Raw genomic sequence first — 19,922 nt, 5'->3', positions numbered from 1 at the left:
CGACGGTAGCGCGATCCGTAGACTGGTCGCCGAGCCCTGAAGTCCACGAAAGAGGCGGTATGGCCCAGCTCACCATCGGCATCGTCGGCCTGCCCAACGTCGGCAAGTCCACGCTGTTCAACGCGTTGACGAAGAACGACGTGCTCGCGGCGAACTACCCGTTCGCGACGATCGAGCCGAACGTGGGCGTCGTCGGCCTGCCCGACCCGCGGCTGGACAAGCTCGCCGAGATCTACAACTCGGAGAAGATCATCCAGGCGCCGGTGTCGTTCGTCGACATCGCCGGGCTCGTGCGCGGCGCCTCCAAGGGCCAGGGACGCGGCAACGCGTTCCTCGCCAACATCCGCGAGGCCACGGCGATCTGCCAGGTCGTGCGCGCCTTCTCGGACCCGAACGTGGTGCACGTTGACGGCAAGATCTCCCCTCGCGACGACATCGAGACGATCAACACCGAGCTGATCCTCGCCGACCTGCAGACGTTGGAGAAGGCGCTGCCCCGGCTGGAGAAGGAGGCCAAGCTCCGCAAGGACCGCGCGGGCATCCTCGCCGCGGCCAAGGCCGCAGCTTCTTTGTTGAACGAGGGGACGACGCTCTACGCCGGCGCGGCGGCCGCCGGCATCGACGCCGAGGAGCTGCGCGAGCTGCACCTGCTCACCGGCAAGCCGTTCCTGTACGTCTTCAACGTCGACGAGGAGGAGCTGGGCAACGCCGAGTTCCTCGACGAGCTGCGCGCCATGGTCGCCCCCGCCGAGGCCGTCTTCATGGACGCCAAGATCGAGTCGGAGCTCATCGACCTGTCCGAGGACGAGGCCCGCGAGCTGCTGGAGGCCATCGGCCAGCCCGAGCCCGGCCTGCACCAGCTGATCCGGGTCGGGTTCAGCACCCTCGGCCTGCAGACCTACCTGACGGCGGGCCCGAAGGAGGCGCGCGCCTGGACCGTCCCGGTCGGCGCCACCGCCCCCGAGGCCGCCGGCGTGATCCACACCGACTTCCAGCGCGGCTTCATCAAGGCTGAGATCGTCGCGTACGACGACCTGATCGCGGCCGGCACCATGAACGCCGCCAAGGCGGCCGGCAAGGTCCGCATGGAGGGCAAGGACTACATCATGCGCGACGGCGACGTGGTCGAGTTCCGCTTCAACGTCTGACCAGCCTAGTGACTGGCGCCCTGCGATGCCGGCCGAGCGGGCCTGCACGGGTGGCAGGTCGCGTCACACTTCGTGTTGCACAGAAAGTGCGACATAGGTTCCACACCATTTCAGCATTCGTTCAGTAATCCGTGGTGGCGACATGGTTGGGCGGCCATCGTGGGGCCACAATGGAACGCGAGAACTGTTATCGTGCCGCGATGTCCAGCTCGGAGTCCGCGCGTTCCGCGGCGACGACCACATGGAACAGCAACCCGTGGCTCTACGGCATCGGCTGGTTCGGCGGGAGCACCTTTGCGGTCGGTGTGCTCCTGTTCTACATCGGTCGCGACAAGCACTGTTACGGCAGCACCTGCCTTTCTGACTGGGAGGAGCTGCTGCCGGCGCAGGTGCTCGGCCTCGTTCTCCTCGCCGTGGGCCTGCTCGCGTTCCTGGCTGTGATGGCGTTGGCCGCAGTGTTCTGGCAGCTGCGGCACCGCCCGCCGCGCTCTCTCCCCTGACCGGGTGGCGAGGGGTGGGCCGGTCGGCCTACCCCGGGTGAGGTCCCATGGGTGACAGGGCCGCGACCACTACCAAGCCGCCGGTTGCGCGTTTGACCAGGCGTGACACAGGTCCTGACTCGCTCCGCCGCACCGACCCCCGAGCCGACCCGGTGGCGCCACGGCCGCCCCGGCCGGCTCGCCGCCCTCACCGCCGTGGCCCGGCGCATCGGGTACTGGCGGGCGGCGGCCGCCGTCATCGCCGCCGGCTCGGCGCTGCGGATCTACCACTGGCTGTCCGGCGGGTCGTTCTCCCAGGACGAGACCTCGCTGGTGATCAGCTTCGCGCACCGGTCGCTCGCGGGTCTGACGGGCCGGCTGGAGTACGACCAGATGGCGCCCATCGCCTGGCTGTGGGCCGAGAAGCTGGCCTATATGGTCGCCGGGCCGAGCGAACAGTCGCTGCGGTTCCTGCCGCTGGTGGCGGGCTGCCTGGGGCTCGTGCCCGTCGCGGCCGTGGCGCGGCGGCTGCTGTCCGGGCCGCTCGCTCTCGTCGCGCTCGGCGTGGTCGCCGGTTCGCCGCAGATCCTCTACTACTCGACGCAGGTCAAGCAGTACTCCGCGGAAGTGGCCCTGACGGCGCTGCTCGTGCTGCTCGCGTTGCGGGCGGACGCGAAGCCCACGCCCCGGCCGGAGGCCGAGACGGGCCGGGGACGCGTCGTGATGTTCTGGGCGACGGCCGCCGTCGCGTTCTGGTTCGCGACCACGTCGGTGTTCACGACGATGACGCTCGGCGGGCTGCTGGTGGCGTTCGCCGCGTGGCGCGCGCGGTGGCGCCGGGTGGCGTGGCACGGCGTGGGCGGCGCGGTCGCCGCCACGTCGCTCGCCTTCATGTACCTGGTGCAGCGCCCCCACGTGGCGGACTGGCTGGCCGCGTGGTGGACCAAGCACTACCCGGGCTCGATGGCTCCCGTCGGCCTCACCCCCGAGCGGTGGTTGCGGTGGACGGTCAAGTGCGCCGAGAGCCTCGCCCGGACAGCCATGGGGGTACGCGCGGCGGAGCTGCGCGTCGTGCTGATGGCGCTCGTCGTGCTCGGCGCGGTGGCGCTGCTGCTGCGGCTGCGCCGCACGGCGGTCCTCGCGCTCGCGCCGGCCGTCGTGGCGTACCTGCTGGCGATGTTCCGGTTGTACCCGTTCAGCGCCCGGTTGGCGCTGTGGGTCGTGCCGCTCATGCTCATCGCGGCGTGCGCGGCGATCGACGCGGCGGCCCGGTGGGCGTGGCGGCCGCGCGGGCACTGGGCCCGCCGGACACGCCCCGTGGCCGTCGTCCTGGCGCTGGCGCTGGCGGCCGGCCTCACCTGGGCGTACGCGCCGACGATCGGCCGGCGGTTGCCGCACAACCAGCTCACCCTGTATGAGCGCGCCGAGGAGGCGATCCGCTTCGTGGCGGCGAACCGTGCACCGGGCGACCTGGTGTATTTCGGCTACAACACGTCGCGGGTGGCGGTCTGGTACGGCCCTCGGGCGGGCCTGGCGTGGGACGGCCTGTTCCAGCCGGTCAAGGGGCGCGGGTGCGCCAGGGCGCAGGGGGCCGTGACCACGGGCGGGCGGATCAGCGGCGTCGAGGCGACCGGCGAGGAGACCGGCGCCGGTCAGCCCGGCCCGGCCGTGAAGCCCGAGAAGCTGGTCGCCGCGCCGCGGGTCTGGATCGTGATCCGGGCCACCGAGCGGGTCAACCCGGGCCGGCTCGACGAGTTCCACACGATCATGGCGCGGTCGGCCACGCTGCTGCGCGAGCGGCGGTTCAACTGGCTCCTCGTCGCCGAGTACCGGTTCACGGCGCAGCCCGTCGGCCCGGCCCCGGCCGCGTCCAGGCGGGTGGTCGAGGCGGACTGCTACCGCTTCAGCGGCCGGTGACCGCCTGGTAGGCGGCCTCGATCCGGGCGGCGAGCGCGACGGCGCCGGCGTTGATGCTGCCGCCGTCCGCCGTCCGTACCCGGATCTGGGTGTTGCCGTCGGCCCGGCGTACCTCTGGTCTCAGTTGAAAGACGTCAGAGGCCACCTTGATCCGTTCGGTCAGGGCCGCGTGCTCGGCGTCGCTGATGTGCAGCGTCCGCCGGATCTCGCGAGCGTCCCCGAACCACTCCTTGAGCGTGCGCAGAGCATCGTCGAGGAACTCTTGACCGGGAGGGCCGAATGGCAGCATTGCCGCACCTCCGGAGCGTGAATATCGCAACTTGTGGCCGCGCCTTTATCGCACCGTTACTTATCTCCAAGTCTTCCCGAAGGCCGGCGGCTCTGTCCACGACCACATTTCCGTCTTGTGTCGCGCAAAGGGGCAGGCCGGGTGGGCCGTTCGGCCGGAAATCTGGCACGCTTGACCGTCGTGCGAACCGAAAGGCCGATACCGGCCGTGATCGTGGGTGCCGCCATCGTGCGTGACGGGCTCGTTCTCGCCTGTGAGCGGGCCACGCCCGCCGAGGTCGCCGGCCGGTGGGAGTTCCCGGGTGGCAAGGTGGAGCCCGGCGAGCCGGACGAGGCCGCGCTGATCCGCGAGTGCGAGGAGGAGCTCGGCGTGACGATCAAGGTCGGCGAACGGGTGGGCACGGACGTGCCGCTGGGCACCCGGACAGCGGTGCTGCGCGTGTGGCAGGCGACCCTGGTGGACGGGGAGCCCGCGCCGCTGGAGCACGCCTCGCTGCGCTGGGTCGCCCCGACCGACCTGCTGGACCTCGACTGGCTCCCCGCCGACCAGCCCATCGTCGCCGACCTGGCCCGCGAGCTCGGCGCCGCCGCGTGAGCGACCTGACCTACGCCGAGGTGGGGTTCACCCGGCCGGGCCTCGCGCTGCCCGCCGGCTACCACCACGTCACCGCGCGGGCCCGGGTCGGCGCCGGCGACCGGGCGTTCCAGGGCGTGATCGCCGAGATGCGCGAGTGGGGCATCCACCGCGGCGCCGGACTGACGGTCCGCGACCCGCAACCTCCGGCCATCGGGGTACGCGTCAACGCGCGCATCGGCGTCGGTCCGCTCGGCGTACCCGCGCCGTGCAAGGTCGTCTGGGTGCACGACGAGGAAGATCTCTACGGGTACGGCTTCGGCACGTTGCCCGGCCACCCGGCGACCGGCGAGGAGGCGTTCATCGTGACCCGGGCGGGCGCGGGCGGCGCGGTGTACTTCGAGGTGCGCGCGTTCAGCCGCCCCGCCACCTGGTACACCCGCCTGGGCGGGCCTGTCGCCCGCGCCGCCCAACGCCTGGTCACGAACCGCTACGTGGCGGCGGCCCGCCGCGCCGCCACCACCTGACCCCGCCCGGCAAGGACCGGCCACCGGGCGAGGCAGGGCGAGCGGCGCCCAACCCCGCCAAGGGTCGCAGTGAGGCGGGGCGGGCCCGTCCGAGCGGCGCCAAGGGGTCGCAGTGAGGATGGTGGGGTGATCGGGACCGGTCAGCTGACTCGAAGGGTCGCGGGCCGAGCGAGGTGCCTCGCCAAGGGGTCGCTCCTGGTCGGGCGGGTTCGCCAGATGTGCGCAGTTGGCGGCTCCGGCGTGCCCGGCCCCATCACCCGGCGCGCGGTCGGCGGTGGGCGGTGCCGTCAGCGTCGCTCAGTCGCCACATGTGCGCATCTGACGCCGCTCGCGGCTTGTGCTGAGCGGCGGGGCGAGCGGCTCGCCAGAAGCGCACATGTGGCGGGCGCATGCGGCCCTTACCTCGCCACATGTTCACTTGTGGCGAGCCCCGGCCTTCGGCGCCTCGCCGCGTGTTCACAGTTGGCGACGTGAAGGGGTCCTAGCCCGCCACATGGGGGCAAAGCGCGATCGCCGTTCCGGGCGCCGGGGTTTGCCGGGCTCGGAACGGCGATCGGGCGTGGTGCTCGGGTCAGCCCTCGACGTCGGGGGTGGCGCCCGTGCCGGGGTGCGGAACCTCTTCGGTCTGCGGGACACCCTCCGGGTGGTTGTAGCGCAGCGACCCCGGGTCGACCGGGAAGTCGATGTCGTCGCCGAACGGGGAGGCGGCGCCGGCCCGGTCGAAGGTGATCTCCGTGATCGGCATCTTGCCGTCCTCGCCGACCGCGGCGGCCAGCGGCTTCGGCTCCTCGACGTGGTGCCACGTGCCCGAGGAGTGCGACGCGGTGGGCGGTGGGGTGCCCTGACCCTCCGGACGACGGAAGATCTTGCGGCCCAGGAAGACGATCGGGTCGAACCGGCGGTCGACGACGCGCTCCTTCATCGGGATGATCGCGTTGTCGGTGATCTTGATGTGCTCGGGGCAGACCTCGGTGCAGCACTTGGTGATGTTGCAGAAGCCGAGGCCCTGCTCCGCCTGCGCGTACTCCTTGCGGTCGGTCCTGGCGTCGAGCGGGTGCATGTCCAGCTCGGCGGCCCGGATGAAGAACCGGGGGCCGGCGAAGGCCTCCTTGTTCTCCTCGTGGTCACGCACGACGTGGCAGGTGTTCTGGCAGAGGAAGCACTCGATGCACTTGCGGAACTCCTGCGAGCGCTCGACGTCGAGCTGCTGCATCCGGTAGTCGCCGGGGGCGACGCCGGGCGGCGGGGCGAACGCCGGGGTCTCGCGCGCCTTCTCGTAGTTGAAGGACACGTCCGTGACCAGGTCGCGGATGACCGGGAAGGTGCGCAGCGGGGTGACCGTCACGACCTCGTCCGGCTCGAAGCTGGACATGCGCGTCATGCAGCCCAGGCGCGGCTTGCCGTTGATCTCCATGGAGCAGGAGCCGCACTTGCCGGCCTTGCAGTTCCAGCGCACGGCGAGGTCGGGGGTCTGGGTGGCCTGCAGGCGGTGGATGATGTCGAGCACCACCTCGCCCTCGTTCACCTCGACCTCGAAGTTCTCCAGCGAACCGCCCTTGGCGTCGCCGCGCCACACGCGGAACTTGCGGACCGACCCGCGGCCGGTCCCCTTGGTCTGGCCGGCCATTACTGCTCCGCCTTTCCGGTCGCGGCGGACTTGGCCGCGTCGAACTCGCTCAGCTCTTCGTCGGTGAGGTACTTGCCCATCTCGGGGCGCTCGAACAGCGCCAGCAGGTCGTCGCGCATGCGCGGGACCGGCTGGTGGGTCAGCCTCACCTCGTCGCCGTCGAGCGAGCAGACCAGGTTGACCCGGCGCCAGGTCGGCACCATCTTCGGGAAGTCCTCGCGCGTGTGGCCGCCGCGCGACTCCTCGCGCTCGAGCGCCGCCTTGGCGGTGCACTCGGACACGACGAGCATGTTGCGCAGGTCCAGCGCGAGGTGCCAGCCCGGGTTGTAGCGTCGACCGCCGGTGGCCCGGACGTTGGCGACGCGGCTGCGGAGGTCGACCAGCTTCTTCTGGGCCTCCTCCAGTTCGTGCTTGCGCCGGATGATGCCGACCAGGTCCTGCATGACGGTCTGCAGGTCGTGCCAGACCTCGTACGGGTTCTCGCCGGCGGTGCGCTCCAGGGGAGCGAGCGCCGTGGTGACGGCCGCGTCGATGTCAGCCGCCGTCACGCGCGGCTTGTCGGCGCCCAACGACGCGCTGTAGGACGCGGCGTACTCACCGGCTCTTTTTCCAAAGACCAGCAGGTCGGAGAGCGAGTTGCCACCGAGCCGGTTGGAGCCGTGCATGCCGCCGGAGACCTCGCCGGCGGCGAACAGGCCCTGGATGGTGCCGGCCGCGGCGCCGCTGTCCGGGTCCACCTCGATGCCGCCCATGACGTAGTGGCACGTCGGGCCGATCTCCATCGGCTCCTTGGTGATGTCGACGTCGGCCAGCTCCTTGAACTGGTGGTGCATCGACGGCAGGCGCTTGTGGATGAACTCGGCGGACCGGCGCGAGGCGATGTCGAGGTAGACGCCGCCGGCGGGGGTGCCGCGACCGGCCTTGACCTCGGCGTTGATGGCGCGGGCCACCTCGTCGCGGGGGAGCAGCTCCGGGGGACGCCGGTTGTTGTCCGGGTCGGTGTACCAGCGGTCCGCCTCCTCCGGCGTCTCCGCGTACTGCGCGCGGAAGACGTCGGGGACGTAGTCGAACATGAACCGCTTGCCCTCGGAGTTCTTCAGGATGCCGCCGTCGCCGCGGACCGACTCGGTGACGAGGATGCCCTTCACCGACGGGGGCCAGACCATGCCGGTCGGGTGGAACTGCAGGAACTCCATGTTGATGAGCGTGGCGCCGGCGCGCAGCGCCAGGGCGTGGCCGTCGCCGGTGTACTCCCAGGAGTTGGAGGTCACCTTGTACGACTTGCCGACGCCGCCCGTGGCCAGCACGATCGCGGGCGACTCGAACAGCACGAAGTCGCCGGACTCGCGGTAGTAGCCGAACGCGCCCGAGATGCGACCGTCGTTCACGATCAGCTCGGTGATGGTGCACTCGGCGAAGACGCGGATGCGCGCGTCGTAGTCGCCGAACTCGGCTTTGTCCTCCTGCTGCAGCGACACGATCTTCTGCTGCAGCGTGCGGATGAGCTCCAGGCCGGTGCGGTCGCCGACGTGGGCCAGCCGCGGGTACTCGTGGCCGCCGAAGTTGCGCTGGGAGATCTTGCCGTCCTTCGTACGGTCGAACAGCGCGCCGTACGTCTCCAGCTCCCAGATGCGGTCCGGCGCCTCCTTGGCGTGCAGCTCGGCCATGCGGAAGTTGTTGAGGAACTTGCCGCCCCGCATGGTGTCGCGGAAGTGGACCATCCAGTTGTCGTTGCTGTTCACGTTGCCCATCGCGGCGGCCGCGCCGCCCTCGGCCATGACCGTGTGGGCCTTGCCGAACAGGGACTTGGAGATGATGGCGACCTTGCGCCCGGCGAGGCGGGCCTCGATGGCCGCGCGCAGGCCGGCGCCGCCGGCGCCGATCACCACCACGTCGTAGGCGTGCTTCTCAATCTGCTGTGTCATGTTGTCGGCCGCGTCCTCAGTTGATGAACCGCAGGTCGTTCCACCAGCCGGCGGAGACGCCCATCACGTAGAAGTCGGTAAGCGCCAGCGTGGCCAGCGTGATCCAGGCGAGCTGCATGTGCTTGGCGTTGAGCCGGGAGACGAACGTCCACATGCGGTAGCGCACCGGGTGCTTGGAGAAGTGCTTGAGCCGCCCGCCGATGATGTGCCGGCAGGAGTGGCAGGACACCGTGTACGCCCACAGCATGATCACGTTGACCCACAGGACGATGTTGCCCAGGCCGAAGCCCAAGCCCTCGGTGCCCTCGAACGAGACGACCGCGTCCCAGGTGTTGATGAGGGAGATGACGAACGCGGCGTAGAACGCGTACCGGTGCGCGTTCTGGAAGATGAGCGGGAATCGGGTCTCGCCCGAGTACGTCTTGTGCCCGTCGGGGACCGCGCACGCCGGCGGCGACATCCAGAAGCTGCGGTAGTACGCCCGGCGGTAGTAGTAGCAGGTGAGCCGGAACAGCAACAGGAACGGCAGGCTCAGCGCGGCGTACGGGATGAGCGGGTGGTCCGGCAGGAAGGTGCCGAACTCCGCCGCCTCGGGCACGCAACCCTTGGAGACGCACGGGGAGTAGAACGGCGTCAGGTACTTGAAGCCGGGACCCTCCAGGAAGTACCACTTCTGCATGAAGACCCGGACGGTGGCGTAAGCCACCCAGGCCGTCAGGCCGGTGACCGTGAGCAGGGGCGCGAGCCACCATCGGTCCGTTCGCAACGTCCGCGCGCTGATCGCCGCGCGCGGCTTGGCCCCCCCAGGGCGCGTTGCCGTCGTCGTCATCTTTAAGTTTTCTCCCTGTGCGGGCGCCGCGGCCGCTTCTCCAGCGGTCGCCGGGCTGCTCACCATGCACGACTATGGCCGGCATGACCACGTTTAGGCACACGTTACGCCGGGTGAACCGGGCAACCTGCGCAGGGGAGTGTGGCGCGCGGTTGGCCGTGGGGGAAAGCCTTGACGTCACACTGGACGCAAAGTGTGCAGAACTTCACTCGCGTTCATGTGCTCACAACACATCTCACCTGGCGGTTAGGATCACGGCGTGAGTGAGCGTAAGCCGATCGAATCCTGGCTGACCGATATGGACGGAGTGTTGGTCCACGAGGGCAGCCTGGTGCCCGGGGCCGACGAGTTCATCAAGCGGCTGCGCGACTCGGGCCGGCGCTTCCTCGTGCTCACCAACAACTCGATCTACACCCCGCGCGACCTGCGCGCCCGGCTGCGGCACAGCGGCATCGACCTGCCGGAGTCGGCCATCTGGACCTCCGCGCTGGCCACGGCCCAGTTCCTGTCGAACCAGCGGCCCGAGGGCTCGGCTTACGTCGTCGGCGAGGTGGGGCTGACGACCGCGCTGCACGAGGCGGGCTACACGCTCACCGAGACCGACCCGGACTACGTGGTGCTGGGCGAGACCCGCACCTACTCCTTCGAGGCGATCACGAAGATGATTCGCCTCATCGTGGGTGGCGCGCGGTTCATCTGCACGAACCCCGACCCGATCGGCCCGTCGCTGGAGGGCGTGCTGCCCGCGGCCGGGTCGGTGGCCGCCCTGGTGACCAAAGCGACCGGCGTCGAGCCTTACTTCGTGGGCAAGCCGAACCCGGTGATGATGCGCGAGGGCCTCAACAAGATAGAGGCGCACTCGGAGACGACCGCCATGATCGGTGACCGGATGGACACCGACGTGCTCTGCGGCATCGAGGCGGGCCTGCAGACCTTCCTTGTGCTGACGGGGGTCACGCAGGCCGACGAGGTGGACCGGTTCCCGTACCGGCCGTCCCGGGTCGTCGCCTCCATCGCGGATCTGATCTCGTACATCGACTGAGGCCGATCTAATCCGATCATTCGGTCACCGGGGATAAAACCCCCCATCAATGCGCGGGGAACCCCTCTTTTCGTTGCCTGTGTCTGGTTTCCGGCGCCTACGCGCCGTACCTTGCCCAGAAGACTTCTGTCACCGAATCGGGACGCTCGGCCACTTACCAGCAGGTAGGTGCCGTGGTTGAGTAACTCGTAAGGCACCTTGTTGGAACGGCGTAAGTGGTTCGGTTTACACGGCGTTTACGCAGCTCACTCTGCACGTGATCGAGCTGTTATCGGAACGATGCGCAGGGGTGTTTCCCAACACGCGGTACGCCTATACCGTCTGCGTAAGACGTGGGCTGTACCGAGCCGGCGTCCGAAGGGAGCTGCACAGGATGAGCGAGACCACCACGAGTGGCGATCGGCTCGTCGGGTCAGCCGACGGCGACGTCGAGCTGGCGGTGGCCGGGGGAGGTTCGGCGGAGTCGCCCAAGCGACCCAAGGAACTGATCGGTCGGTCACCGAACCAACTTGCCTGGGTCCGGCTGAAGCGCGACCGCACCGCCATGGTCAGCGGCATCATCGTGCTGCTGTTCGCCGTGGTCGCGATCGCCGCTCCGCTCATCGAGTGGCTCTACGGCTACGGCCCGAACGTCGGCAACTCCAACCTTCTGGACCGCTCGGGTCTCCCGCTCGGCTATCTGGGTGGCATCGACTTCACGTCGAACAACGCGTCCAACCACCCGCACTTCCTGGGCGTCGAGCCGCAGACCGGCCGCGACATCTTCATCCGCCTCATCTACGGTGCGCGCACGTCGCTGGTCATCGCCGTCAGCGCCTCGATCATCTCGATCATCATCGGCGCCGTCATCGGCGTCATGGCGGGTTACTTCGGCGGCTGGATCGACTCGGTCCTCAACTGGTTCATCGACTTCATGCTGGCGTTCCCGTTCATCCTCTTCTCGATCGCGGCCATCCCGGTGATCAACACCTGGATCGGCGACGAGGTCGGCGACGTCTCCCCAACCAAGCGAATAATCACGATCATCGTGATCTTCTCAGTATTTGGTTGGCTCTACACGGCCCGGCTCGTCCGCGGTCAGGTCCTCTCGCTGCGTGAGCGCGAGTACGTCGAGGCGGCCCGGGCGGCCGGCGCCAGCGGCTGGCACATCATGTTCCGGCAGATCCTGCCGAACCTGTGGGCCCCGATCCTCGTCACGTTCTCGCTGAGCCTGCCGGCCACGGTGACCGCGGAGGCGGCGCTGTCCTTCCTGAACATCGGCGTCATCGAGCCGACCCCCGACTGGGGCCGCATGATCAACGCGAGCGTCCCGTGGATCCAGGCGGACCCGATGTACACGTTCATTCCAGGCTTTGCGATCTGGGTACTGGTGCTGACCTTCAACCTCTTCGGCGACGCGTTGCGTGACGCGTTGGACCCGAAGTCGGCCAAGTAGGCACCGCGCAAATAGAGGCATCCCGCACCGGTCGGACATCACACCGGTCGGGACGGGAAACAAAGGGAGAAGGAGAATCGCTGTGCGACACCCCGTGCGGGCGCTGGTTGTCAGCGCTCTAGTCGTTGGCCTTGCGGCCACCGGCTGTGACAAGAACACCGGAGGCACCGGTACCGGCAATGAGCCCGAGAAGGCTCAGTCCGCGATCGTTGTCGACTACAAGGGCGAGACCCCGACCCCGGCGCCCGAGGTCGAGGGCGCTACGCCCGGCGGCAAGCTGACGATCATGCAGGAGGGTGACTTCGAGCACCTGTCCCCCCAGCAGATCTACGTGTCGAACGCCCTCGCGTACGCCAACCTCTTCCACCGGCAGCTGACCGGCTACATCGAGGACGGCAAGGGCGGCCCGCTGAAGCTGGTCGGCGACCTGGCGACCAACGCCGGTGAGACCACCGACAACGGCAAGACCTGGAAGTACACCCTCCGTGAGGGTGTGAAGTTCGAGGACGGCACGCCGATCACGTCGAAGGACGTTGCCTACGGCATCGCCGTCTCGTTCTCGACCTACGGCGTCCAGGGCCCGCAGTACCTGCAGACGGCCCTCGACCCGGAGCGCGCCTACAAGGGCCCGTTCGACAGCAAGGGCGTCGCGGTTCCCGGCGTGACCACGCCGGACGACAAGACGATCGTCTTCACGTTCGCCACGCCGCACGCCGAGCTGCCCTACCTGGTGTCGTACCCGACGGCCACGCCGATCTCCGAGGCGAAGTTCACCAAGGAGAAGTACGAGACGGCGTTCCAGTCGACCGGCCCGTACAAGATCAAGGAGTACAAGCGCGACGCTTACCTTGACCTTGAGAAGAACCCGAACTGGGACCCGAAGTCGGACCCGATCCGTCACGCGTACGTCGACACCGTGCACTTCGACTTCACCGTCGACGGTGAGAGCGAGACCAACCGGGTCATCGCCGGCCAGGGCGACGACGCCGCGTCGATCATGACCGGCAACGTGGTGCCCGCCAAGATCGCTGAGGTCAAGGGCAACGCGGACGTCATGAAGCGGACCATCTCGGCCGCCACGCCGTTCGTGCGTTACCTCTACATCAACACCCAGCGCGTGACCGACCTGCAGGTCCGCCAGGCGCTGAACTACGCCTTCGACCGTGACGCCTACATCAAGGCCGTCGGCGGCTACGACGTGGCCGAGCCGGCCAGCACCACGCTGGCGCCGGTTGTCCCGGGCTACAAGAAGTTCGACGAGTACCCGGGCGCCAACGGCGGCAGCAACGGTGACGTGGAGAAGGCCAAGTCGCTGCTGCAGGGCAAGACCGTGCCGAAGCTGAAGTTCTGCTTCGCCAACACCCCGGTCAACCAGACGGTCATGGCCGTCATCCAGGGCTCGCTCACCAAGGCTGGCTTCACCTTCTCGTCCTCGCCGATCGACCCGGCCGCGTACTACACGACGGTTGGCGACAAGACCACCGACTGCGACATCATGGCCGGTGGCTGGGCGCAGGACTTCCCGGACGGTGACTCCACCCTCGGCGTCCTCTTCGACGGTTCCAAGATCGTCGACAAGGGCAACAACAACCTGGGCTACCTGAACGACGCGGCCATCAACGCCAAGCTCCTCGAGCTGCGTGGCCTGGCCGACCGTTCGCAGGCTGCCGCCCAGTACGGCGACCTGGACCAGCAGATCATGAAGGCCGCGCCGGTCATCCCGCTGCGTTACGACCGGTTCTTCTCGATCTACGGCTCCAAGGTTGGCGGCACGTTCGCCAGCCCGCTGTGGGCGCAGTTCAACATCACCGGCATCTACGTGAAGTCCTGACGTAGGAACCGCGTTACGGGCGGCCGGCTCCGGCCGGCCGCCCGTAGCAAACTCGCCGGCCGACAACGGCCGGCCGGCATCGGTGGAAGGTCCAGATGTTTAGGTTCGCTGTACGGCGGGTGCTCCTCGCGGTGCTCACCCTGTTCGCCATCTCGGTGGTGACGTTCTCGCTGTTCTTCCTTGGCCCCGCCGACCCGGCGTCGACCATGTGCGGCAGCAAGCTGTGCGATCCCGTGACGCACGCCCGCATCGAGCACGACCTCGGCATGGACCAGCCGGCGATCAACCAGTACGCCAGTTACATGCGCGGTGTGTTCGTCGGCCGCACCATCGGCTCCGGCGACACCGCCATCGACTGCCCGGCCCCGTGCCTGGGCGTCTCCTTCCGCACCCGCGAGCCCGTCACGCAGATCCTGGCCCGGGCCTTCCCGGTCACGTTGAGCATCGTGACCGGCGCGTTCGTCGTGTACCTCATCGTGGGCATCGGCCTGGGCATGCTCTCCGCCATCCGGCGCGGCACGGTGCTCGACCGGGTGTCGGTGGGCTTCTCGCTGAGCTTCGCGTCCATGCAGATCTACTTCCTTGGTCTGCTGCTCACGTACTTCCTCGTCTGGCAGACCGGGCTCCTACCACGCCCGCAGTACGTCAGTCCGGCTGAGAGCGTGGGCAGGTGGGCCATGGGCATGCTGCTGCCGTGGATCACCCTCGGCCTGATCAACTCCGCCGTCTACGCCCGGCTGGCCAGGGCGCAGATGCTGGAGACCCTCTCCGAGGACTACATCCGCACCGCCCGCGCCAAGGGCCTGCCGATCCGGCGGGTGTACTTCCGCCACGCGTTCCGCGCGGCGGTCACCCCGCTCGTCACCATCGCAGGCCTCGACCTGGGCACCCAGCTCGGCGGCGTGGTGATCACCGAGTCCACGTTCACGCTGCAGGGCGCCGGCCGTACCGCGGTTCTCGCCATCTTCCAGCAGAACCTGCCGATCATCATGGCGACGGTGCTGCTGGCCGCGATCATCATCGTCCTGATGAACGTCGTCGTGGACATGCTCTACGCGGTTATCGACCCCCGGGTGAGGCTGAGCTGATATGGCACCGCAGACCAACGCAACGACCGACCCGTACCTGAAGGTCGAAGACCTGCGGGTGAGCTTCCCGACCGAGGACGGCGTCGTGCGCGCCGTCGACGGGGTCTCGTTCTCCGTGGAGCGGGGCCGCACGCTCGGCATCGTCGGCGAGTCCGGCTCCGGCAAGAGCGTCACCAGCCTGTCCGTCATGGGCCTGCACAACCGGAAGAAGACCAAGGTCGAGGGCCGGATCCTGCTCGGCGGCGAGGACCTGCTGTCCCTCTCGGACGAGCAGGTGCGCCGCAAGCGCGGCCGCGACATGTCGATGATCTTCCAGGACCCGCTGTCCGCGCTGCACCCCTTCTACACGGTCGGCCGGCAGATCGTGGAGGCCTACCGGGTCCACCACAACGTCTCCAAGGCACAGGCCCGTACCCGCGCCATCGAGATGCTCGACCGGGTCGGCATCCCGAAGCCGGACAAGCGCTTCGACCAGTACCCGCACGAGTTCTCGGGCGGCATGCGGCAGCGCGCGATGATCGCGATGTCGCTGATCAACGACCCGGACCTGGTCATCGCGGACGAGCCCACCACGGCCCTCGACGTGACCGTGCAGGCCCAGATCCTCGACCTGCTGGAGGACCTCCAGCGCGAGTTCAACTCGGCGATCGTCATCATCACCCACGACCTGGGCGTGGTGAGCCAGATCGCCGACGAGGTGCTGGTCATGTACGCCGGCCGGGTCGCCGAGTTCGGCACCGCCGAGCAGGTCCTGCGCGGCCCGCAGCACCCGTACGCCTGGGGTCTGCTCTCCAGCGTGCCGTCGCTGCACGGCAACGCCGACGAGGACCTCCTCCCGATCAAGGGCAACCCGCCCAGCCTGATCAACGTGCCGCCGGGCTGCGCGTTCAACCCGCGCTGCCGTTACGCGATGCTCGACCCGGGCCCGTGCGACACCGAGGTGCCGCAGCTGCTGCCGCTGGCCCTCACCGACGAGCCGGGCCACAAGGTCGCCTGCCACCTGCCCGAGCGGCAGCGCAAGGAGACGTACGAGAACGACATCGCCTCGGTGGGAGTGGCACGATGACCGACCTGATCATTCCGGAGCAGGTGACCTCCACCCGCCGCGCGTCCAGTGAGCCGCTGCTGAAGGTGGAGAACCTCACCAAGCACTTCCCGGTGCGCGGCGGCGCCTTCGGCAACAAGCAGTACGTGCGGGCCGTCGACGGGGTCAGCTTCGACGTGGCGCCCGGCGAGAGCCTCGGCCTCGTGGGCGAGTCCGGCTGTGGCAAGACCACGACGGGCCGGCTGCTCGTCCGGCTGCTCGAGCCGACCGCTGGCAAGATCACGTTCGAGGGCAAGGACATCTCGCACCTGGGCCGCGGCGCACTGCGCCCGCTGCGTCAGGACATGCAGATCATCTTCCAGGACCCGTACTCGTCGCTGAACCCGCGGCACACCGTGGGCCGCATCGTGGCCATGCCGATGGCGGTCAACGGCATCAAGCCGCCGGGCGGCCAGAAGAAGCGGGTGCAGGAGCTGCTGGAGCTCGTCGGCCTCAACCCCGAGCACTACAACCGGTACCCGCACGAGTTCTCCGGCGGCCAGCGTCAGCGCATCGGCATCGCCCGGGCGCTCGCCCTCAAGCCGAAGCTGATCGTCGCCGACGAGCCGGTCTCCGCGCTCGACGTGTCGATCCAGGCCCAGGTCATCAACCTGCTGCGCGACCTGCAGCGCGAGCTGAACCTGTCGTTCGTGTTCATCGCCCACGACCTGGCCGTGGTGCGGCACTTCTGCGAGCGCATCGCCGTCATGTACCTCGGCAAGATCGTCGAGGTGGGCACCCGGGAGCAGATCTACGAGCGGCCGTCGCACCCGTACACGCGGGCGCTGCTGTCGGCCGTCCCGGACGTCACCAAGCTGGGCGCCGCCACCGGCCGCATCCGGCTTGAGGGCGACGTGCCCACGCCGATCGACCCGCCGTCCGGCTGCCGGTTCCGCACCCGCTGCTGGAAGGCCCAGGACCTGTGCGCGTCGGAGGAGCCGGCGCTCACCGTCAAGGACAACGGCTCGCTCTCGGCGTGCCACTTCCCCGAGGTCGGCGCGGTCCGCTAAGCCAGGTGGCGCCGGACGAAGTCCAGCTCCGCCGGCAGTGACATGGGCCGGGGCGCCCCCGTCACCGGCAGCACCGCGTGCGGGCGGCCCGCGTGCAGCAACGCGGCGGACAGCCGCAGCGCGTGCGCGGGCAGCACCGCCGCGTCGGCCAGGTCGGTCAGGATCAGCAGCGGGCGCGCGTCGCCCGGCCGGACCGGCGGCTCGGCGGCCGACTCCAGCAGGCCGTGGTGGGCGTACACGTCCGCCGCGTCGGCGGGCAGGCCCAGGTAGCGCTCCGCGTACGCGGTCGGCGCCAGGTGCCAGTCCACGATCGGGGTCCCCGCGACGCCGCAGCCGAACATGTCCGGTCGGCGCAGCACCGCGAGTGCGGCCAGCCAGCCGCCGAACTCCCAGCCGCGCACCGCGAGCCGGTCCAGGTCCAGGTCGGGGTGCTTCTCGGCGAGCGCCTGCACGCCGTCGACCTGGTCGGCGAGCACGACGTCCGCCACCCGCCGGTGCACCACCTTCTCGAACGACGGGGCCACGCCGGGCGTACCCCGGTTGTCGACGACGACCACCGCGAAGCCGGCGTCGGCCCACCACTGCCGGACCACCCACGCGGCCCGGTCCGCGACCACCTGCTGGCCGCCCGGCGCGCCGTCCACGTCCAGCAGTACGGGCAGGCGACGGCCCGCGACGTGCGCGCGGGGGTAGAGGACGGCCGCCGGCAGGCGTCGGTCGGTGATCCGCTCCAGGGCCGGGCGCGGGGCCGTCGGCGGCGCAGCCGCGTGCGAGCGGAGCTCGCCGCACCGGTCGCCGGCCAGGTACACGGCCCAGCGGATGCCCGCGTGGTCGAGCGACCGGGTGCCGACCACGACCGTGTCGCCGCCGACCGCGCCCGTGTGCCAGCCCGGCGCGGTGGTCAGCCGCTGCGCGTCGATGCCGGCCGAGCCGGCGTGCGCGGACACCCGGAACAGGTGCTGCTCGGCCGGGTCCGTGTCGCTCGCCTCCACCAGCAGATCGAACTCGGGGCGGTCCAGGCCGCCGGTCAGCGCCGGGATGCGGCCGCAGACGCGGCGCACATAGAGCGCGGGCGGGGTGAGCAGCGTGCCGTCGGCGAACAGGCAGCGCGCGTCGTAGCCGTCGTGGGCCAGCTCGCCGCCGATGAGGACGCGCCCGTCCGGCAGGTGGCACGGGGTGCCGGGCACGGGGGAGACCCACCGGGGGTCGGCAAGCTCGGCGTGCACCTGCGTCTCGCCCGTACGCGGGTCGATCGCGAGGACCAGGCCGTGCTGCTGCAGGCGGCGCAGCACCGTGATGAGCGGACCGCCCGCCTCCGTCCACGAGACGGACACCAGGTACGGGTACGTCTCGCGGTCCCAGTGCACGTCCACCCAGCCGCCGTCGAGGTCCAGCAGGTGCAGGGTGACCTGCGCGTTCGCCTCGCCGGCCAGCGGCAGGCTCTGGGCGCGCGCCGGGGCCTGCGGGTCCGCCGGGTCGAACATGGTGATCTTCGGGACGCGGCTGGTGTCGACGCGGGCGGCCAGCACGTACCGGCCGTCCGGCGACCACCAGTAGCCGCGGTCGCGGCCGAACTCCCGGGTCGCCATCCACTCCGCGCCGCCCCAGGCCACGCCGTTGCTGCCGGCCTCGCCGGCGAGCAGCACGTCCTCCCCGCCCGCGTCGAGGTCGCGGATCCGCAGCGTGCCGTCGGTGAGGTAGCCGACCTTCCCGCCCGTCGGGTCCGGCCGGGGGTCGCGGGCGGGGCCGGCGGTCGGGTGCCCGGTCACCTCCCGGGCGCGCAGGTCCGCGGTGAACAGGCGGCCCGCCACGGTGAACGCGGCGATCCGGCCGGCCGGGTCGGTCGCGTAGCCGTCGATGCCGACGGGACCGGCCGGGTCGAAGACCAGGCGCTCGGCGCGCGCCGGCACGTCGTACACCCAGAGCTGGTCGACCGGATCCTGCGTGCCCGCCGAGCGCAGGAACACGACCCGGTCACCGTCCGCGGAGACGGTCACGGCCCGCGGGGCACCTGCGGAGAATGTCCGGGTACGGGTGGCGAGCTCGGGAAAGTCCATGTGGAGATCGTCGTCTCTGAACCCCCTCGTGCGCCACCATTTCGACGTTCACCGGTCGTGTCGATTGGTGGCGGGTGCCCGCGCGTACAGTGGCTCGGGTGACCGCCGACCTACCCGCTCGACGCATCATGTTCGTCCACGCCCACCCGGACGACGAGACGATCGCGACCGGCGCCACCATGGCGCACTACGCGGCCGCCGGTGCCCTGGTCACGCTCGTCACCTGTACGGCCGGCGAGGAGGGCGAGATCCACGTCCCGTCGCTCGCGGGGCTCGCCGCGGCCGAGGCCGACCAGCTCGGCGGTTACCGGGTCAGCGAGCTGCACGCCGCGTGCGCCGCGCTCGGCGTGACCGACCACCGCTTCCTCGGCGGGGCGGGCCGCTACCGCGACTCCGGCATGATGGGCCTGGACACCAACAAGCACCCCCGCGCGTTCTGGGGCGCCGACCTCGAGGCGGCCGCGGGCCAGCTCTTGGAGATCATTCGAGAGGTACGCCCGCAGGTCGTCGTGACGTACGACGACAACGGCTTCTACGGCCACCCCGACCACATCCAGGCGCACCGGGTCACCATGCGCGCCGCCGAGCTGGCCGCCGACGAGGGCATCGCCCCCGCCAAGATCTACTGGTCCACGATACCGCGCAGCGTCATGGAGGCCGGCATGGCGCACTTCGCCGGCAGTTCCGACAACCCGTTCGCGGAGATCGAGCACGTCGACGACCTGCCGTTCGGCACGCCCGACGACGAGATCGCCGCGGAGATCGACGGCACCGACCACGCGGATGCCAAGCTCGCCGCCGTCCGGGCGCACGCCACCCAGATCCCGCCCACCTCCTGGCTGTTCTCGATCGCCGGCAACTTCGGCGGCGAGTTCGTCGGCATGGAGCACTACACGCTCGCCGTGGGGCGCAAGGGCCCCGGCTCCGGCAAGTACGGCTGGGAGACCGACCTGTTCGCCGGCCTCGACCTGGACGGGGACGCGGCGTGACGCCGCCCGTCCGTCGGGGCGGCGCCGCGAAGCGCGCCGCGGCGGCCAGGCGCGCGGGCGGCGGCGCGGGCG

The 19,922-nt window shown here is 69.9% G+C and carries 17 protein-coding genes; 12 read left to right on the top strand and 5 right to left on the bottom strand.

Annotation, left to right across the window (positions count from 1 at the left end):
• The first annotated feature begins 59 nt into the window (after positions 1–59).
• The 3 genes from ychF (at position 60) to ABD211_RS21440 (ending at position 3,544) form a co-directional block, all read left to right on the top strand.
• Entirely contained in the window at positions 60–1,148 is a 1,089-nt protein-coding gene (gene ychF / locus ABD211_RS21450) for a redox-regulated ATPase YchF (RefSeq protein ID WP_344134763.1), read from the top strand.
• Between the two features lie 200 nt (positions 1,149–1,348).
• Positions 1,349–1,648: a hypothetical protein gene (locus ABD211_RS21445; RefSeq protein WP_344134760.1), complete on the top strand. Its 300-nt coding sequence runs from the start codon at positions 1,349–1,351 to the stop codon at positions 1,646–1,648.
• 102 nt (positions 1,649–1,750) lie between these two features.
• On the top strand, positions 1,751–3,544 hold the full coding sequence (locus ABD211_RS21440) for a glycosyltransferase family 39 protein (RefSeq protein ID WP_344134757.1): 1,794 nt from the start codon (positions 1,751–1,753) through the stop codon (positions 3,542–3,544).
• Here ABD211_RS21440 and ABD211_RS21435 read toward each other — a convergent pair.
• Positions 3,531–3,833: a pterin dehydratase gene (locus ABD211_RS21435; RefSeq protein ID WP_344134754.1), complete on the bottom strand. Its 303-nt coding sequence runs from the start codon at positions 3,831–3,833 to the stop codon at positions 3,531–3,533. The genes ABD211_RS21440 and ABD211_RS21435 overlap by 14 nt on opposite strands.
• Before the next feature lie 180 nt (positions 3,834–4,013).
• Here ABD211_RS21435 and ABD211_RS21430 point away from each other — a divergent pair, with 180 nt between their 5' ends.
• The gene (locus ABD211_RS21430; protein ID WP_344134751.1) at positions 4,014–4,427 is read left to right on the top strand and encodes a (deoxy)nucleoside triphosphate pyrophosphohydrolase; all 414 of its coding nucleotides are present in this window, start codon (positions 4,014–4,016) and stop codon (positions 4,425–4,427) included.
• The gene (locus tag ABD211_RS21425) at positions 4,424–4,933 is read left to right on the top strand and encodes a DUF1990 domain-containing protein (protein ID WP_344134749.1); all 510 of its coding nucleotides are present in this window, start codon (positions 4,424–4,426) and stop codon (positions 4,931–4,933) included. Before ABD211_RS21430 ends, ABD211_RS21425 begins: the two co-directional genes overlap by 4 nt.
• Positions 4,934–5,504: 571 nt before the next feature.
• Here ABD211_RS21425 and ABD211_RS21420 read toward each other — a convergent pair.
• Genes ABD211_RS21420 through ABD211_RS21410 form a run of 3 tightly spaced genes read right to left on the bottom strand, consistent with a single transcriptional unit; the run spans position 5,505 to position 9,314 of the window.
• Complete coding sequence (locus ABD211_RS21420) at positions 5,505–6,560, bottom strand: succinate dehydrogenase/fumarate reductase iron-sulfur subunit (protein WP_344134746.1); 1,056 nt, start codon at positions 6,558–6,560, stop codon at positions 5,505–5,507.
• Positions 6,560–8,485, bottom strand: a complete 1,926-nt coding sequence (locus ABD211_RS21415; RefSeq protein WP_344134743.1) for a fumarate reductase/succinate dehydrogenase flavoprotein subunit — start codon at positions 8,483–8,485, stop codon at positions 6,560–6,562. Before ABD211_RS21415 ends, ABD211_RS21420 begins: the two co-directional genes overlap by 1 nt.
• Positions 8,486–8,501: 16 nt before the next feature.
• A complete protein-coding gene (locus ABD211_RS21410) occupies positions 8,502–9,314 on the bottom strand; it encodes a hypothetical protein (protein WP_344134740.1) in 813 nt (270 codons plus the stop codon).
• 259 nt (positions 9,315–9,573) lie between these two features.
• Here ABD211_RS21410 and ABD211_RS21405 point away from each other — a divergent pair, with 259 nt between their 5' ends.
• The 6 genes from ABD211_RS21405 (at position 9,574) to ABD211_RS21380 (ending at position 16,804) form a co-directional block, all read left to right on the top strand.
• Positions 9,574–10,356: an HAD-IIA family hydrolase gene (locus ABD211_RS21405; RefSeq protein ID WP_344134737.1), complete on the top strand. Its 783-nt coding sequence runs from the start codon at positions 9,574–9,576 to the stop codon at positions 10,354–10,356.
• 373 nt (positions 10,357–10,729) lie between these two features.
• A complete protein-coding gene (locus tag ABD211_RS21400; protein ID WP_344134734.1) occupies positions 10,730–11,791 on the top strand; it encodes an ABC transporter permease in 1,062 nt (353 codons plus the stop codon).
• 82 nt (positions 11,792–11,873) lie between these two features.
• Positions 11,874–13,622: an ABC transporter substrate-binding protein gene (locus ABD211_RS21395; protein WP_344134731.1), complete on the top strand. Its 1,749-nt coding sequence runs from the start codon at positions 11,874–11,876 to the stop codon at positions 13,620–13,622.
• Between the two features lie 95 nt (positions 13,623–13,717).
• A complete protein-coding gene (locus ABD211_RS21390; RefSeq protein WP_344134728.1) occupies positions 13,718–14,710 on the top strand; it encodes an ABC transporter permease in 993 nt (330 codons plus the stop codon).
• Between the two features lies 1 nt (position 14,711).
• Positions 14,712–15,776 carry an ABC transporter ATP-binding protein gene (locus ABD211_RS21385; protein ID WP_344134725.1) on the top strand — a complete coding sequence of 355 codons (1,065 nt, stop codon included), beginning with the start codon at positions 14,712–14,714 and terminating at the stop codon, positions 15,774–15,776.
• A complete protein-coding gene (locus ABD211_RS21380; protein WP_344134722.1) occupies positions 15,773–16,804 on the top strand; it encodes an ABC transporter ATP-binding protein in 1,032 nt (343 codons plus the stop codon). The genes ABD211_RS21385 and ABD211_RS21380 overlap by 4 nt, the downstream gene beginning before the upstream one ends.
• Here the strand turns inward: ABD211_RS21380 and ABD211_RS21375 are convergent.
• Entirely contained in the window at positions 16,801–18,861 is a 2,061-nt protein-coding gene (locus ABD211_RS21375; RefSeq protein ID WP_344134719.1) for a prolyl oligopeptidase family serine peptidase, read from the bottom strand. The two genes, ABD211_RS21380 and ABD211_RS21375, sit on opposite strands and share 4 nt — an antisense overlap.
• Before the next feature lie 128 nt (positions 18,862–18,989).
• On the opposite strand from ABD211_RS21375, the gene mshB reads away from it, so the two are divergent.
• On the top strand, positions 18,990–19,850 hold the full coding sequence (mshB, locus tag ABD211_RS21370; RefSeq protein ID WP_425560482.1) for an N-acetyl-1-D-myo-inositol-2-amino-2-deoxy-alpha-D-glucopyranoside deacetylase: 861 nt from the start codon (positions 18,990–18,992) through the stop codon (positions 19,848–19,850).
• Positions 19,851–19,922: the final 72 nt, after the last annotated feature.

It is taken from the genome of Luedemannella flava, assembly GCF_039528515.1.
In the GTDB taxonomy this organism is placed as follows: Bacteria; Actinomycetota; Actinomycetes; order Mycobacteriales; family Micromonosporaceae; genus Luedemannella; species Luedemannella flava.
Note: the sequence above shows the minus strand (reverse complement) of the source record. Positions and strands in the feature narration are given on the sequence as shown.

Coding starts and splice junctions, on each gene's coding strand:
- ABD211_RS21385 (WP_344134725.1), top strand. CDS start 14,712: ATGGCACCGCAGACCAACGCAACGACCGACCCGTACCTGAAGGTCGAA.
- mshB (WP_425560482.1), top strand. CDS start 18,990: ATGTTCGTCCACGCCCACCCGGACGACGAGACGATCGCGACCGGCGCC.
- ABD211_RS21420 (WP_344134746.1), bottom strand. CDS start 6,560: ATGGCCGGCCAGACCAAGGGGACCGGCCGCGGGTCGGTCCGCAAGTTC.
- ABD211_RS21410 (WP_344134740.1), bottom strand. CDS start 9,314: ATGACGACGACGGCAACGCGCCCTGGGGGGGCCAAGCCGCGCGCGGCG.
- ABD211_RS21445 (WP_344134760.1), top strand. CDS start 1,349: ATGTCCAGCTCGGAGTCCGCGCGTTCCGCGGCGACGACCACATGGAAC.
- ABD211_RS21435 (WP_344134754.1), bottom strand. CDS start 3,833: ATGCTGCCATTCGGCCCTCCCGGTCAAGAGTTCCTCGACGATGCTCTG.
- ABD211_RS21380 (WP_344134722.1), top strand. CDS start 15,773: ATGACCGACCTGATCATTCCGGAGCAGGTGACCTCCACCCGCCGCGCG.
- ychF (WP_344134763.1), top strand. CDS start 60: ATGGCCCAGCTCACCATCGGCATCGTCGGCCTGCCCAACGTCGGCAAG.
- ABD211_RS21375 (WP_344134719.1), bottom strand. CDS start 18,861: ATGGACTTTCCCGAGCTCGCCACCCGTACCCGGACATTCTCCGCAGGT.
- ABD211_RS21390 (WP_344134728.1), top strand. CDS start 13,718: ATGTTTAGGTTCGCTGTACGGCGGGTGCTCCTCGCGGTGCTCACCCTG.
- ABD211_RS21415 (WP_344134743.1), bottom strand. CDS start 8,485: ATGACACAGCAGATTGAGAAGCACGCCTACGACGTGGTGGTGATCGGC.
- ABD211_RS21400 (WP_344134734.1), top strand. CDS start 10,730: ATGAGCGAGACCACCACGAGTGGCGATCGGCTCGTCGGGTCAGCCGAC.